The 14,768-nt window shown below is 70.5% G+C and carries 15 protein-coding genes; 8 read left to right on the forward strand and 7 right to left on the reverse strand.

Going from position 1 to position 14,768, the window contains the following annotated elements:
- Positions 1-163: 163 nt before the first annotated feature.
- Complete coding sequence (locus ACYQ8L_RS13435; protein WP_459942319.1) at positions 164-1,192, reverse strand: polysaccharide deacetylase family protein; 1,029 nt, start codon at positions 1,190-1,192, stop codon at positions 164-166.
- A gap of 47 nt (positions 1,193-1,239) precedes the next feature.
- Positions 1,240-2,274, reverse strand: coding sequence for a glucosaminidase domain-containing protein (locus ACYQ8L_RS13440; protein ID WP_459942320.1), 1,035 nt, complete (start codon positions 2,272-2,274; stop codon positions 1,240-1,242).
- 279 nt (positions 2,275-2,553) lie between these two features.
- Here ACYQ8L_RS13440 and ACYQ8L_RS13445 point away from each other — a divergent pair, with 279 nt between their 5' ends.
- The 5 genes from ACYQ8L_RS13445 to speB are packed head-to-tail and all read left to right on the forward strand — an operon-like array spanning position 2,554 to position 5,740.
- Positions 2,554-3,099 (forward strand): cupin domain-containing protein, encoded by a 546-nt coding sequence (locus tag ACYQ8L_RS13445; protein ID WP_459942321.1) that lies wholly within the window; start codon positions 2,554-2,556, stop codon positions 3,097-3,099.
- A gap of 55 nt (positions 3,100-3,154) precedes the next feature.
- Positions 3,155-3,547 (forward strand): adenosylmethionine decarboxylase, encoded by a 393-nt coding sequence (gene speD, locus ACYQ8L_RS13450; protein ID WP_459942346.1) that lies wholly within the window; start codon positions 3,155-3,157, stop codon positions 3,545-3,547.
- A gap of 8 nt (positions 3,548-3,555) precedes the next feature.
- Entirely contained in the window at positions 3,556-4,032 is a 477-nt protein-coding gene (locus tag ACYQ8L_RS13455; protein ID WP_459942322.1) for a pyruvoyl-dependent arginine decarboxylase, read from the forward strand.
- On the forward strand, positions 4,029-4,880 hold the full coding sequence (gene speE, locus ACYQ8L_RS13460) for a polyamine aminopropyltransferase (protein ID WP_459942323.1): 852 nt from the start codon (positions 4,029-4,031) through the stop codon (positions 4,878-4,880). The genes ACYQ8L_RS13455 and speE overlap by 4 nt, the downstream gene beginning before the upstream one ends.
- The gene (gene speB / locus ACYQ8L_RS13465; protein ID WP_459942324.1) at positions 4,877-5,740 is read left to right on the forward strand and encodes an agmatinase; all 864 of its coding nucleotides are present in this window, start codon (positions 4,877-4,879) and stop codon (positions 5,738-5,740) included. The genes speE and speB overlap by 4 nt, the downstream gene beginning before the upstream one ends.
- A 341-nt stretch (positions 5,741-6,081) precedes the next feature.
- On the opposite strand, the gene ACYQ8L_RS13470 is transcribed toward speB, so the two are convergent.
- A complete protein-coding gene (locus ACYQ8L_RS13470) occupies positions 6,082-7,032 on the reverse strand; it encodes an HDOD domain-containing protein (protein WP_459942325.1) in 951 nt (316 codons plus the stop codon).
- Positions 7,033-7,203: 171 nt separating this feature from the next.
- On the opposite strand from ACYQ8L_RS13470, the gene upp reads away from it, so the two are divergent.
- The 3 genes from upp (at position 7,204) to ACYQ8L_RS13485 (ending at position 10,666) form a co-directional block, all read left to right on the forward strand.
- A complete protein-coding gene (upp, locus tag ACYQ8L_RS13475; RefSeq protein ID WP_459942326.1) occupies positions 7,204-7,830 on the forward strand; it encodes a uracil phosphoribosyltransferase in 627 nt (208 codons plus the stop codon).
- Positions 7,831-7,861: 31 nt separating this feature from the next.
- Positions 7,862-9,088 (forward strand): uracil-xanthine permease family protein, encoded by a 1,227-nt coding sequence (locus ACYQ8L_RS13480; RefSeq protein ID WP_459942327.1) that lies wholly within the window; start codon positions 7,862-7,864, stop codon positions 9,086-9,088.
- 513 nt (positions 9,089-9,601) lie between these two features.
- Complete coding sequence (locus tag ACYQ8L_RS13485; RefSeq protein WP_459942328.1) at positions 9,602-10,666, forward strand: FAD-dependent oxidoreductase; 1,065 nt, start codon at positions 9,602-9,604, stop codon at positions 10,664-10,666.
- Between the two features lie 265 nt (positions 10,667-10,931).
- Here the strand turns inward: ACYQ8L_RS13485 and ampD are convergent, their stop codons facing one another.
- Genes ampD through ACYQ8L_RS13505 form a run of 4 tightly spaced genes read right to left on the reverse strand, consistent with a single transcriptional unit; the run spans position 10,932 to position 14,735 of the window.
- Positions 10,932-11,471 (reverse strand): 1,6-anhydro-N-acetylmuramyl-L-alanine amidase AmpD, encoded by a 540-nt coding sequence (ampD, locus tag ACYQ8L_RS13490; RefSeq protein ID WP_459942329.1) that lies wholly within the window; start codon positions 11,469-11,471, stop codon positions 10,932-10,934.
- A complete protein-coding gene (locus ACYQ8L_RS13495) occupies positions 11,468-12,322 on the reverse strand; it encodes an ABC transporter permease (protein ID WP_459942330.1) in 855 nt (284 codons plus the stop codon). The genes ampD and ACYQ8L_RS13495 overlap by 4 nt, the downstream gene beginning before the upstream one ends.
- A complete protein-coding gene (gene nikB / locus ACYQ8L_RS13500; protein WP_459942331.1) occupies positions 12,319-13,227 on the reverse strand; it encodes a nickel ABC transporter permease in 909 nt (302 codons plus the stop codon). The genes ACYQ8L_RS13495 and nikB overlap by 4 nt, the downstream gene beginning before the upstream one ends.
- On the reverse strand, positions 13,224-14,735 hold the full coding sequence (locus tag ACYQ8L_RS13505; protein ID WP_459942332.1) for an ABC transporter substrate-binding protein: 1,512 nt from the start codon (positions 14,733-14,735) through the stop codon (positions 13,224-13,226). The genes nikB and ACYQ8L_RS13505 overlap by 4 nt, the downstream gene beginning before the upstream one ends.
- Positions 14,736-14,768 lie beyond the last annotated feature (33 nt).

Here is a 14,768-nt window from a genome sequence, read left to right on the forward strand (position 1 = left end):
AGACCCGGAACCTCCGCCACCGAGGCCCCGACCCACCGGCCTGGCAACGGCATGAGAAGGCGCGGCAATCGAGTACCGCCCCCGCACCCGGCCGGAAGCAGGCGCCATGCCCTCGCGATGTCCTTACGCGCCTGTATTGACGCCGGGTTCATGGCAACCGCCGCTACTCCGTCCCGGGGCCCACGAGCAGCCAGGACGCCAGGGCGAACCGGCCCGTCGCCCGCTCCCGGGCCGACACGAGGACCCGGTTGATCCGCCGGGTCAGCCGAAACCCCGGCGCTTCGAACCGCCCCGTCGCGGCGTCGTATCGCGCATCGAGCCGCCCGGCCTCGCTGACGAACAGATTGACCCCCGGCTCGTACCGTTCGGGCTCCACGAGGCGTCCCGCAAACCGGGGAACGTCGGCTGCCGCGAGGGGGCCCGGCGGCGGCTCCAGGTCGCGGAGCAGCAGGGCGCCGTAGGTCATTCGTTCCTGGAAGGTCCCCAGGTCCGCCAGGGAGCCCACCACGGCGAACCGGGGAATCCGAAACGGGTCCCCGCCCGGCGGCACGGCCCCGGGGTCCTGGGTGAAGCCCAGCCGAAACCCCAACTCGCGACAGGCCTCCAGCACGGCGGGGCCGTACTCGCCGTACGGGTACGCGACCCACCGGGGCTCGAGGCCGTGGGCCTGAAATCGTTCCGCCGAGCGGGCGAACTCCACCCTCACCCGGCTTCGATACTCCTCGGAGGCCTCGCCGTCCCGGGGGCGCCCGAGCCGCAGGTGCCGGTGACCGTGCACCCCGAACTCCACCCCCTCCCGGGCGAGCCCCTCCACCTCTTCCCAGGTGAGATAGTCGGAATACCCATCATCAAGGGCCCGGGTGGGAAGAAACACGGTGAACGGGTACCCGAACTCCCGGAGGACCGGCCAGGCCGTCTCGAGAACGCTCCGGTACCCGTCGTCGAACTGGAGGACCACCGGTTTGGGGGGAAGGAGGCGGCCGTCCAGGAGGTGGGCTTCCAGGTCCCGGGTCGAGACCACGGTGAACCCGTTGTCCCGGAGCCACTCCATCTGGGCCCGAAACGCCTCGACGGTTACGTTGGTCGTCGGATACCGGCCGTCCCCCACCCGGTGGTAGAGGAGGATCCGTACGGGTTCTTCGGGAACCGGCGTGGCGCCTCCGGCCGCTGCGAACCCCAGATGGATCGCCATGGCTCCGAGAACCCACGAGAAGAACCAGCGCCCGCCCGGCCGTCCCCTCATGCGTCGGCGCTGCCCCCCCTCTCGCCGGCCGCGGTGCGCACGCCCAGCAGGGCCTCCTCCACCGACTCGGGCGAAAGGCGCACCAACTCCGCGCCGCTGTACCGATGGAGCCGGTTGTGCCGCATCACGGCCAGCACCTCCTCCACGTACGCCTCCCGCCGGACCGAGTACCGGAGAAGGCCCCAAGCCAGGATGTCCGGGTCGGGGTCCCGGCCCTTGGCCCGGGCCCGGGCCCGTAGAGCACGGAACTCCTCGTAAGCCCACAGGGTATTCAGGTTGCGCAGGTACCCCTCCACCGCCTCGCCCAGTCCGGGGAACGCCGCCACGGCGTACCGGGCCCCCTCGGGCCGGTCCCGGGGCGCCATGCCCGCATCGGACCGGAACACCCACTGCCCGAACAGCGCGTTCCCCTCCACGGCGAACCGGGAGGTTCCCCACGCCGACTCCAGCGCGGCCTGCGCCACGGCCAGCGGAACGGGCACTTCATCCACCCGGACCAGGAGTTCGCGCACCACGGGTTCGGGCGCTTCCCGCAACTCCGCTGCGCCGGTTTTCACCCGGTACCGCCTCGCGAGATCGAGCAAGAAGATCGTTCCGACCTCGGTAAGCGGTTCCCCTTGCTCGAGGCGTTTGGCCAGGGCGATGAGCGACCGGCGCTCGGCCCGCACCCCCTGGTTCGCGGCGACCACGTGGGGGATCACCGCCCTTACGAACAGGTCTTTCCGCCGGACCGGCGGCAGCCGGTCGAGCCCGGGGGGTAGAGACGCCGGTGCCACGTTGGGGACCTCGCCCGGCTCCACCTCGGCCCACACCCGATCGAGCACCGACTCCAACTCGCCCACCGTGCGGGGATCGAACAGCACGAGCCCGCCCGGCTTGGGATCGGGTCGGTTCGGCAGAGCCCCCACGGGGCTGCGGTCGGCGGGGGAAAGGGAAACGGCGAGAGGAAGGAGTGCGAGAACCGCGGCCAGAAATTTCCCGGCCGTGGCCAGGATGGTTCGACTCGGAGGTTGGGCTTCGCCCGTCTCCATGGTTTTCCTCCCTCCGGGGCCGCACGCAGACGGCCCCGCAACGGGAATCACTGCACAGGGATCGAAAATCTGACCGTCCTTCATAATCCTTGGTCGCCCCCAAGTCAAATCGAAACCGGCTTCGCGGGCGGGCACTCCCACCCCGGCGGGTCCCCCCGGAAAACTCCTTGACTTCTGCCCCGCTGTCGGGTATGAATGCGCCCCCTCGATAAACCGGGCGTTTAGGAATCATAAACAAACGCCCGGTTTACGAACTTTAAACCCAAGGGGCCGAGCGCTTTGAAAATCGGCGAGAAATTACGAAGGCTTCGGCTGCAGGCTGGCCTCACACAAGAGGACCTGGCCAACCGTGCCGATCTCACGAAAGGGTTCATCTCGCAACTCGAAAACGACGCAACCTCGCCGTCGATCGCCACCCTCCAGGACCTCCTGAACGCCCTCGGGGTGACCCTGGGGGAGTTTTTCCGGGAAGACGGCGACCGCGAGGAGCCGGTGGTGTTCCGGAAGGAAGACCGGGTCCCGTCCGGGGAGTCGGAGGAGGGGTTCCTCCTGAGCTTCCTGATTCCCCGGGCCCACCGCCACCTCATGGAGCCCGTGCTCGTGGAACTCGAACCCGGAGCCTCCACCGAGCCCATCGAGGGGCACGAGGGCGAGGAGTTCGGGTTCGTCCTCGCGGGGCAGGTGGACGTGCACCTGGGCGACAGGGTCCACCGGGCTCGCAAGGGCGACTGTTTCTACTACACGGCCGATCGGAGGCACTGGCTCGCGAACACCGGCAAACGGCCGGTGCAGGTGCTTTGGGTGGCGAGCCCCCCCAGCTTCTGACCCGGCCGACCGTACCGCTGGCCGTTTCTCCAGCACAGAGGAGGTGAGTACGGTGATCCAGAACCTCGGCAGACACATCCTCGGCGAGTACTACGGGTGCGACCCGGACATCCTGAACGATACGGAACGCGTGGAACGGTTCATGAAGGAGGCCGCCGCCGTGAGCGGGGCCACCATTGTCCAGAGCGTGTTCCACCACTTCAGCCCCCACGGCGTGAGCGGGGTGGTGGTGATCTCCGAAAGCCACCTGGCGATCCATACGTGGCCCGAGTACGGGTACGCGGCGGTGGACCTGTTCACCTGCGGCGACTCCGTGAACCCGTGGGTTGCCCACCAGTACCTGGCCGAGAAACTCGGGGCCCAGCGCACCGAGACCCGGGAGGTGCCCCGGGGCGTCCTGGACGTGGACGGCCCCCTGCGCCACAAACCCGTGGCCGTTGCCGTGTAGAAACTCCGATGCTCATCCCGACTCCCACCCGATACTTCCTGGTGTCGGGCCACGCCGAGGGCTACATGGAGCTCAACGCCTTTGACGCGGCGCTTTTGGACGCGGGCATCGGCAACACGAACCTGGTCAAGATGTCGAGCATCCTCCCGCCGGGGTGCCAACCCATGGAGCCCGCGCGGCTTCCCCCCGGCGCCCTGGTGCCGGTGGCCTACGCCGCCATCACCTGCTCGGTGCCCGGGGAGATCATATCGGCCGCCGTGGCGGTGGCCGTCCCCGAGGATCCGGCCCAGCCCGGACTGATCATGGAGTACTCGGCGTACGGCCGTGCCGACATCACCCGGGAGATCGTGACCCGGATGGCCCAGGAGGGCATGAAAACGAGGGGCCAGGCGATCAAGGAGATCGTCACGGCCGAGGCGGAACACAAGGTGGAAAACAAGGGCGCCGCGTTCGCCGGCGTCGTGCTGTGGGAGAAGGAGAAATGACGCAACCGGTTGACCTTTGGTTTCGGGAAGTCCACAGGGAGGGCTACGCCATCGGGGTCCGGGTGACCGGGTACCCCTACTCCGGCGAGAGTCGGTACCAGAAGATAGACGTCGTGGACACGGCCCTCATGGGCAAGGTGCTTCTTCTGGACGGCATCTTCATGCTGACCGAGAAGGACGAGTTCATCTACCACGACATGCTCGTGCACGTGCCGCTCTTCACCCACCCCAACCCCCGTTCGGTGCTCATCATCGGCGGTGGCGACGGCGGAAGCGCCCGGGAGGCCCTGCGGCACCCCACGGTGGAACGGGTGGACATGGTGGAACTGGACGAGAAGGTGGTGGAGGTGTGCAAAGAGTACTTCCCCACCCTCACCTGCTCGCTCGACGACCCCCGGCTCACCATCCGCTACGAGGACGGGATCGAGTTCGTGAAGGGCAAAGCAGGGCAGTACGACGTGGTGATCGTGGACTCCACCGACCCCATCGGCCCGGCCGTGGGGCTGTTCAGCAAGTCCTTCTACGCCGACTGCCACCGAGCGCTCCGGGACGACGGCGTCCTCACGGCCCAGATCGGGTCGGTGTTCTTCGACGGGAAGGAGATCCGGAACATTCTGGGGAACCTGAAGGCGTCGTTCCCCTGGGTCCGGCCCTACATTGCCTCGGTGCCCACGTATCCCGGAGGGGCCTGGTCGTTTGGGTTCGCGAGCAAGGGCCCCAACCCGCTGGACGGCCCGGACGCCAAACGGGTCGCGGCCATGGATGGGGGATTCCGGTACTACAACCCGGAGATCCACACCGCCTGCTTCACGCTGCCCACCTACTTTCGCGAGGCGATCGGCGGATGAACCTCCGGGCCAAGGGTTATCTGGAATGCGAGGGCGCGCCGGGCGCGCCCTTTTCGCTTCTAGGGATTCCCTTCGACGGCACCTGCTCGTTCCGGCCCGGCACCCGGTTCGGCCCGGGGGCGATCCGGGAGGCCTCCTGGGTCCTGGAAACCTACTCCCTCGCCCTGGACCTCGATCTGGACGGGACGAAGGTGGCCGACCTCGGGGACCTGGACCTGGCCGGGCCCGACCCCTGGGCCGAGATCGGGGAGGCGGCCCGGGAGGTTCTGGCGACGGGCACCCGCCTTCTCGCCCTTGGGGGCGAGCACTCCGTGACTCCGCCCCTGGTGGCGGCCCACCTGGAACGGCACCCGGACCTCGCGGTGTTCCAGTTCGACGCCCATGCGGATCTCAGACCCGAGTACCTGGGCGAGGCCCGTTCCCACGCCTGCGCGGTGCGCCGCTGCCTCGACCTCCTGCCGCCCGAACGGGTCGCCCAGTTCGGCATCCGCTCGGGCACCCGGGAGGAGTTCGGGTGGATGCGGGAGCACGGAACCCTGTTCCCGGCCGATCCCGAGGGGATCCGGCGCGCCCTCGATCGCGCGGGCGGTCCCCTGTACCTCTCGGTGGACCTGGACGTGTTCGACCCGGCCCACCTCCCCGGCACCGGCACCCCGGAACCCGGGGGCATCACCTACCGGGAGTTCGAGGCCTGTTTGCGAGCGATCCGGGACTCCGACCGGCCGATCGTGGGGGCCGACGTGGTGGAGCTCTCCCCCGGGTGGGACCCCACGGGGAAGAGCGCGGTACTGGCCGCCAAGGTGGTGCGGGAGATTCTTCTCCTGATGGGGGCCGGGCGCTACGTCCCGCTGGGACGCTAGGACGCTAAAACCATTTGTGATTCCAGATCGCTAGGCTTCCCCAACCTGTGGGAGCGGCTGCCGTATCGGGGGTCAGAATTCAGAGGACAGAACCCCCTGTCCTCTGTCTTCTGTCCTCTGGCACCTGACACGGTCGCCGCTCCCACCCCCGAACCCTGACTCGGAGGTTATTGCTCCGGCGGCTAAATAGGCACGGTCCGGGGCGTGGGGCCTGCTGGAGCGCCGGGCGTGGCTCCTACCGTAGCAGGATGCCGCACTCCCGCACGAACGGAAGCGGCCCCCACCCGCCCCACGAAGGTACTTTCGCGGTGCTTCGTGGAGGTTCGTTGGGGCTCGCCGCGCTAACCGGGCCTGACCTTCTCGAGCGCCTCGCCGAGCCGCCCCGGGTCCACCCCCGGGACCTCCCCCGGGTCCTCCCCCGCCCACGAGCGCACGACTGCACGCCGCACGGCCCGCAGGCGCGCGTCCAGCTCGGGCGCCGGCAGGAGCACCGGCAGATCCCAGGCCTGGGCGGCGAGCTCCCGAACCCGGTCCCCGCACCGCCGGAACGCCTCGGCCAGGACCACGTCCGAGGGGGCTAGTTGCCGGCGGGCGGCCGTCTGGACCGCCCCGAGGGCCCCGAGAATGATGAAGTGCTCCACGTGGAACAGAAGACCCCGGGTGGCCGCCTCCTCCGGGTCGAGGCCGAGATCCGCCGCGAGCGACCGGAACACCCGGCCGAGCGCGAGCGATAGATCGTTGAGCCACCCGGCGTGGCGGCGAAACGGGCCCGCGTTGAGCACCCGGGCCCTCAGGTGGGCCGTGATCAGGAGACCCCGCACGGGGTGAAGCCCCAGGCGGATCACCGCGTCCCTCACGCCCTTGGCCGGCGCCCGGAATCCGTAGAAGGCGCTGTTCGCCGCCCGGAGCACCTCGAGGCTGAGGGAGGGGTCCTGCTCGAGCACCTCGACGTACCGCCCCACCGGCGGGTCTCCCTCGGCCAGGAGACGCGACACCTCCACCGCCGCCCGGGGCAGCACCGGAACCTCGAGGCGCTTTCCGTTCACTAGCTTGAGCACCCCCGCGAGGAACCGGCGGTCGTCTTCCCCCAGGTCGTGCAGGGCCACCGCGTCCGGGGGGTCGTCAAGGAACGTGAGAAACCCCACCGCTTCGGCGGCGGGCCCGGTTCCCTCTTCCTTCGGGGCTTCGGCCCCGGGGGCTGCCCCCCGCGCCCGGGACGGAGGGGCCGCCGGGCCCCGGGTCTCCGGTTCCTTCCCCGTTCCGAACAGCCACCGCTTGATCCACCGCCACATGCCCGACCCCTCCTTCCCACGGGTGATCTCCCCCCTCGTTTCGGCCGCCCGCCCGCTCCCCTTTACCCCTTGGCCGGCCCCCCTCCCTGTGATAGTTTGCCGCCGCCAAACCCGAAGGCCCGGCGGCCCGGAGGCCGAACCGCCAACCGCCCAGCCAGAAAAGGAGGTCTTATGCCGTTCCACGTCGTCGACCACCCCCTCGTCCGCCACAAACTGGGAATCCTTCGCCGCTCGGACACCAGCACCTCGAAGTTCCGGGACCTCACCCGGGAGATCACGAACCTCCTGACCTACGAGGCGTTCCGGAACCTGGAGATGGAGCGGATCACGGTGGAGGGCTGGGCCGGGCCGGTGGAGGTGGAGAAACTCTCCGGCAAGAAGGTCGCCGTGGTGCCGATCCTCCGGGCCGGCATCGGCATGCTCCAGGGGGTGCTGGACCTCATCCCCGCAGCCCGGGTGAACGTGGTGGGGCTCTACCGCAACGAGGAAACCCTGGAGCCGGTGCGCTACTACCGCAAACTCTCCCAGGACCTGGCCGAGCGGCTCGCCGTGATCCTCGACCCCATGCTCGCCACCGGGAACTCCCTGATCGCCACGATCGACATGCTCAAGGAGGCCGGGTGCACCGACCTGCGGGCGATCTGCCTCGTGGCCGCGCCCGAGGGGGTGGCGAACGTGGAGCGCCACCACCCCGACGTGGAGGTGTTCGCGGCGAGCCTCGACGAGCGCCTGAACGACCAGGGCTACATCCTGCCCGGCCTCGGGGACGCCGGAGACCGCCTGTTCGGAACGAAGTAGATCCGCCCCCCTTCCCTTCACGGAGGACGCCATGCTTCGGGACCTGATCCTCGGTGTGCAGATGCTGTTCGTGGCCTTCGGGGCCCTCACGCTGGTGCCGCTCCTGACGGGGCTGGACCCGTCGGTGGCGCTCTTCACCGCCGGGGTGGGCACCCTGATTTTCTATTTCATCACCCAGCGCAAGGTGCCGGTGTTCCTGGCGAGCTCCTTCGCGTTCATCGCCCCGATCCAGATCGCCGCCAAGGAGTGGGGCATCCCGGTGGCCCTGGGAGGCCTGTTCGCGGCCGGGTTCGTGCACATGGCCATGAGCCAGGTGATCCGGGTGAAGGGGGTGGAGTTCATCGACCGGGTGCTGCCCTCGGTGGTGGTGGGGCCCGTGATCATGAACATCGGATTGGCGCTCGCGCCGGTCGCGGTGGACATGTCGAGCAAGCACTGGCCCCTGGCCCTCCTGAGCCTGGTGGTGGCCGTCGTCGTCGCGGTGTGGGGCCGTGGGATGCTGGCCCTGATCCCGATCCTCGTGGCCGCCGCCGTTGGGTACGTGGCGGCCCTCCTGACCGGCCACGTGGATTTCACCCCGGTCCGGGAGGCCGCCTGGTTCGCCGTGCCGAACTTCACGTTCCCCGAGTTCCGCTGGGAGGCCATGCTGTTCATGCTGCCGGTGGCCATCGCCCCCATGATCGAGCACATCGGCGACATCTTCGCCGTGGGCAAGGTGGCCGGCCGGGACTACCACCTCGATCCCGGCATCCACCGCACCATGTTCTCCGACGGGCTGGCCACGTCGGTGGCGGCGCTGTTCGGCGGCCCCCCCAACACCACCTACTCCGAGGTCACCGGCGCGCTGGCCCTAATCCGGGTGTTCCGGCCCCACCTCATGGCCATCGCGGCGGTCACCGCGATCGTGCTCGCCTTCGTCGGCAAGCTCGGGGCGCTTCTCAAGACCGTGCCCGTGCCCGTCATGGGCGGCATCCTGATCCTCCTCTTCGGAATGATCGCGGCCGTGGGGGTGCGCACCCTGGTCTCCGCCCGTCCGAACCTAAGCGCCACCCGCAACCTCGCGATCATCGCGATCGTCCTCGTGGTCGGGATCGGCGGCGCAACCCTCGAGGCGGGCACGTTCAAGCTCGGCGGCATCGGGCTGAGCGGCGTCGTGGGCGTGCTCCTGCACCTCCTCCTGCCCGGCGCCCCGGAGGAGGAAACCCCGAGCCATATCGTGGACTCGCCCGATCAGGCCGGGGAGTTCACCGACCTTTGATGGCCGGGCGGCCCGGGTGCTAGGCGGCCAAGCCGTTGGTGCCGGGCCCCGTAGTCCCGCACAGAGTACTAAGACCAGCGAAAGTATTGTCAGATCCCCGCCGTTGCAACGGAAACCTGCGGGTGGGGGGCTGGTGGAGAGCCGGGGGCGGCCCCTTACCTCGCCGCGCCGACACCACGCCCGGATCGCTTTGAAAGATCCGGAACGTCCGCCACCGCCGCCCCGCCCTGCCGAGCCGACGACGGCATGGAAAGGCGCGGCGATCGGGTGCCGCACTCGCGCCCGGCCGGAACCAGTCCCCCACCCGCCCCCGGCAATACTTTTAAAGGTATTAGTAACGGAGGGATCGCACCGGCGGGCCTTCGGCCCGTATCGCGGCGTGGACGCCGCTCCCACACTTCGGCCCGACAGACCTTGCACCGCCGAACCCCGGGGCCGGCGGGGAGCTCCTTGCACCCTCGGCGTCCCGGCGTACACTCCCCGGGCACCCCGACCCTCGCCCAGGAGGACGCCGTGAACGACCGCATCGTGGACCCGGTGTGCGGAAAGCCGGTGGAGGATTCGACCCGGGCCCCGCACACCGAGTGCGCCGGGGAAACCGTGTACTTCTGCTCGGCCGCCTGCCGGGAGAAGTTCACGTGTGACCCCGGGAAAAAGCTCTCCGACTACCTCTTCGACCTCATCATCGTGGGGGGCGGCCCCGCGGGCATCTCGGCCGGCATCTACGCGGCCCTCACCGGGCTCGACACCCTTTTTCTCACCAAGAGCCTGGGCGGGCAGGCCTGGGACTCCACGGCCATCGTGAACTACCCCGGGTTCGACCTCATCACGGGCCCGGAGCTGGTGGACCGGTTCCAGAAGCAGCTGTTCGAAAGCCTGAAGCTCTCCCACCAGATCACGGCGGTCACGGCGATCGAGAAGCGCGGCGGCGTGTTCGAGGTCGCCACCGAGGACGGCCCCACGTACCGGGGGAGGACCGTGCTCCTGGCCACGGGCATGAAACGCCGGCGCCTGGGGATTCCCGGGGAGGAGGAGTTCCGGGGGCGCGGGGTGCTGGAGTTTCACGCCCTTTCGGCGGGCCGGTACGCCGGCACCGAGGTGGCGGTGGTGGGCGGGGGGAACTCCGCGGCCCAGGCGGCCCTGGGGCTGGCCGAGGCCGGGGCCAGGGTCACCCTGGTCACCCGGACCTACCGGGCCGACGAGTATCTCAAGGAGAAGGTGGCCGCCACCGAGGCCATCGTGGTGCTCCAGAACCGGGATCCCCTGCGCATCGAGGGCGCCGAACGGGCCGAGGTGCTCGTGGTGCGAAACCAGGACAACGGGGCCGAGGAGGTGCTGCCCGTGGAGGCCATCTTCGTGGAGATCGGCCTCGTGCCCAACAGCGACCTGGTGCGCGACCTTGTGCACGTGAACGAGCGGGGCGAGGTGGAGATCGACGGCAACTGCCGCACGGGCCTCCCGGGGCTCTACGCCGCCGGCGACGTGACGAACACCTTCGGCAAGCGCATCCTGATCGCCGCCGGCGAGGGGGCCAAGGCGGTGCTGGCGATCGAGCGGTTTTTGAAAAACCGGCGGTAGGAGACGGGGACCCAAGGGATGATAGGGGGGACCGCGACAGAACCGTGCGGCGGCGCGCAAGCGGGCAGATGGGGCAACCCTGCGGATCCGGGGGCGTCGACGGAGCGCGACGCCCGAGCAGCGAGGGCCGCCCGGCTCAAGGGGAGCGGCCGCGGCGCGTGCCCTCACGCGCCGCAGCGGACCGAGCCGAGGCGGCCCCTGCGAGGGCGTCAGCGAAGGCGACGTCCCCGGATCCGCTCCCGGCAGACCGTGTGGCCCCCTCAGCCTAGCCGCCCAGCCGCCTAGCCGCCCAGCGGGCAACCCTTCCCCAGTCGAACAGCGGCCCCGGGTCCCGCTTGCGGCCCGGGGCCACGTGTTCGTGGCCCACGATCCGCTCGGGCCGGATCCGGGGGTGGGCGGCCCGCAGTTCTTCGAGTACGCGAAAGAGGGTCTCGTACTGCGCCTCGGTGTACGGGGTGACCTCGTCCCCCTCGAGCTCGATGCCCACCGAGAACCGGTTCACGTCGGGCACCCCATCGAGGGCGCTTTCGCCCGCGTGCCAGGCCTTTCGGTCCGTGTCCACGAACTGGGTGAGTCGCCCTTCGCGGTCGATCAGGAAGTGGGCCGACACCCGAAGGTGGCAGATCTCCCGGAAGTAGGGGTGGGCCTCGGGGTCGAGGCGGTTTTGGAAGAAGGCCTCCACGTGGCCGCCGCCGAACTCCCCCGGGGGCAGGCTGATGTGGTGGAGCACCACGGCGTCCACCTCCCACCCCTCCCGGTCCGAGCAGTTGGGGCTCGGCACCCACCGGGCCCAGGGCACGATCATCGCCCTCCCCCCTCGCCCGCGGCCCTGGGGTCGAGCCGGTCCCGGAGCACGTCGCCCAACACGTTGATCCCGAGCACCGCCACGAGGATCGCCAGCCCCGGGAAAAGCGCGAGATGGGGCGCGAAGAGGAGGTAGTCCACCCCCTGGCTCAGGAGCGCGCCCCAGGTGGGCACGTCCTGGGGCCCCAGGCCCAGAAACGACAGGGTGGACTCGGCCAGGATCGTGCCGGCCAGCGAAAACGTGGCCTGCACGGCCAGCACCCCCACCAGGTTCGGCAGGAGGTGCCGGGCCGCGATCCGCACCGGCCCGGCCCCCAGCACCCGGGCCGCGGTTACGAACTCGCGCTCGCGAAGCGAGAGCACCTCGCCCCGGACGAGCCGGGCGAACCCCACCCAGCCCATGGCGCACAGGGCCAGCACCAGGTTAGGCAGGCTGGGGCCCAGCACCCCGGCCAGGGCGATGGCCAGGAGGATGCCGGGAAACGCGAGCAGCACGTCCACCACCCGCATCAGGGCCTCGTCCACCCATCCGCCCCGGTACCCCGCCCACAGGCCCAGGGACGTGCCCACGACGAGGCTTACCCCGACCACCGAAAACCCCACGAGCAGGCTCACCCGGCCCCCGTAGAGGATCCCGGCCAGCACGTCCCGGCCGAGCCGGTCCTGGCCCAGGGGATGGGCCCACGAGGGCCCCTCCAGGCTCCCCTCCAGGTCCAGGGCGGCCGGGTCGGCCGGGGAAACTACCGGCGCCAGCGCGGCCCCGGCGACCAGCGCGAGAAGCCCCAACGCCGCCGCGGCCACGAACACCCGGCCGCCGGGCACCCGCCGGATCCCCTCGAACCAGCCCCTCATCCCCGCACCCTCGGATCGGCCCAGCGGTAGGCCAGGTCCGCCAGGAGGTTCACCCCCACGTACCCGAGGCTGATCACGAGCACGCACCCCTGCACCAGGGGGTAGTCCCGGCCCTGGATCGCCTGGAGCAGAAGCGTGCCAAGCCCGGGCCAGGCGAACACCGCCTCGGTCACCACCGCCCCGGAAAGGAGCGAGCCCAACTGGAGCCCGAGCACGGTGATCACCGGCAGGAGGGCGTTTCGCAGGGCGTGGACCCACAGCACCCGCCCCTCCCCCGCCCCCCGGGCCCGGGCGGCCGTGAGGTACTCGGCCCCCAGCACCTCCACCAGGCTCGACCGGAGCATCCGGGTGAGCATCGCCGCGAGCGCTGTGCCCAGGGTCACGGCCGGGAGCACCAGGCTCCCCGGACCCGCCCGTCCCGACACCGGAAACCACCTGAGGTGCACCGAAAACGCGAGCACGAGCATCGGCCCGAGCCAGAAGTTCGGGATCGACACGCCCAGGAGGCTCGCCACCAGGCTCCCCCGGTCCACGGCCGTGCCCTTGCGGCGGGCGGCCGCCACCCCCAGGGGCACCGCGAGCACCAGGGCCACGGCGAGCCCGGCCGCGGCGAGCTCCACCGTGGCCGGGATCCGGGCCGCCAGGAGCTCGGCCACGGGCTTTCGGTGGAGCAGGCTCCGGCCCAGATCCCCCCGGGCGAGCCCCGCGAGGTAGCGGCCGTACTGCTCGGCCAGGGGCCGGTCAAGCCCGAGCTCGGCCCGCAGGGCCGCCTTGTCGGCGGGGTTCGCGGTTTCCCCGAGCATGACGTCCACGGGATCGCCCGGCACCAGGTGGACGAGCAGGAACACCAGGGTCACCACCCCGAGCACCGTGGGCACCGCGGTGGCCAGGCGCCGCCGGATCATCGCCGCGCCTCCGGCCGCACCCGGGCGAGGCTCGTGTACTCGCCGCCGGGCAGGGGCTCGAACCCCTCGAACCCCCGCCGCAACACCACCACGTTGTCGAGCCACCACAGGCTCACGTACACGCAGTCCCGGGCCACGGCCTCCTGGATCCGGTGGTACAGCGCCAAGCGCCGGTCCGGGTCGGGCTCCCGCCGGCTCTCGTCGATCCACCGGTCCACGTCGGGGTTGCGGTACCGGCCCCGGTTCGCCCCGGCCGGGGGCACCGAGGCCGAGTGGAACAGGTAGTGGAACACGTCCGGGTCCCGGAGCCCGATCCACCGGAGGCTCATGAGCTGGAAGTTCCCCTTTTTCACGTCGGAGAAGAACGTGCCCCACTCGAAGCTTCGCACCTCGACCCCGATCCCCACCCGGCCGAGCTGCTCGGCGATGACCCGGGCCACCTCGTTGGCCGTCTTGTCGGTGGAGGTCTTGTATCCCAGGCGAAACCGAAGGGCCGGGCCGGGGCCGTCGGGGTCGGGATACCCCGCCTCGTCCAGGAGACGGCGGGCCCGGTCCGGGTCGTAGGGGTAGGTGGGCACGTCCGGGTTGTGGGCCCAGTGCTCCGGGGGGAACAGGGTGGTGGCCGGCCGGGCCAGGCCGTCCAGGGCGAACCGGATCAGCGTTTCCCGGTCGATGGCAAGGGCGATGGCCCGCCGCACCCGCACGTCCGAGAGGATCGGGTCCTCCAGGTTGAACCCCAGGTACTGGTACGAGGTGCCCGGGGCCACGATGACTCTGAGATCCGGGTCCTTGCGCAGGAACCGCACGCTGTAGGGCGGCACCGCGTTCTGCAGGAGGTCGAGCCCCCCGGACCGGATCTCCAGGAGCCGGGTCGTGGCGTTCGACACGATGCGAAACACGATCCGCTCGAGGGCCGGGGGCCCGTCCACGTGGTCGGGGAACGCCTCGAGCACGATCTCCTCCCCGGGCCGGAACGCCGCGAGCCGGTACGGGCCGGTACCCACGATCTCGTCCCCCAGGTCGGGCCGGCCCGCCAGGCGCCCGGGCAGCACCCCCCAGGTCAACGCGTTGGGGAACGAGACGTGGAGGCGCTTCAGCCGGAACACCACCGTGCGTTCGTCGGGCGCCTCCACCGAACCCAGGGCCTCCAGGGCGCCGGCCCCGGGGCAGCCGTGGGCCGGATCGGCGATGTAGCGGTAGGTGGCCACCACGTCCCGGGCCGTAACTTTCGTGCCGTCGTGAAACCGCACCCCCTCCCGCAGCATCAATACGTGGGTGAGCGGGTCGGGCTGCTCCCACGACGCGGCCAGGTCGGGCACCAGCCGGCCCGCCGCGTCGGCCTTGAGGAGCCCATGGAACAAGAGCGGCAAGATCCGCACGGCGTGGGCCCCGGCGGCGTACCGGGGATCGAGCGTCCGGGGCGTGGACTCGATCCCCACCCGGAACGCGCCCGGGTGCGCGGCCGGTCGGCTGCACGCGGTGAGCGTCGCGGCCACGGCGAGGGCCACGACCAATCGTCTCCACAGAGTTCCCATGGCATG

The sequence above is a fragment of the Deferrisoma palaeochoriense genome (assembly GCF_054656955.1).